This is a genomic window from Acetobacter sp. DsW_059, from assembly GCF_002153695.1.
Taxonomy (GTDB): domain Bacteria; phylum Pseudomonadota; class Alphaproteobacteria; order Acetobacterales; family Acetobacteraceae; genus Acetobacter; species Acetobacter thailandicus.
Genome location: NZ_JOPI01000080.1, coordinates 1 through 205 on the forward strand (window position 1 = coordinate 1; position 205 = coordinate 205).

Here is a 205-nt window from a genome sequence, read left to right on the forward strand (position 1 = left end):
TGAGGAAGCCTGGCAGGAAATCACGGTCGCTGCGCCACAGCCCCCTGATTATGCCGGAGACAGGCCGCCAGTTGAACATTACGGTCGTGATGCCATCGTAGAATGGTTTTTAAAAAATCATCGTCTCTCATCTGATGGGCAATCCTTACAACGCCGATCGCCTATTGATCGACAATGGTATGATTATCTCGAAGGAGAGAATGGT

At 49.8% G+C, this 205-nt stretch carries 1 pseudogene; it reads left to right on the top strand.

Annotated elements, in window-relative coordinates:
* A pseudogene (locus tag HK25_RS13050) lies at nucleotides 1-205 on the top strand (hypothetical protein); the annotation flags it as partial.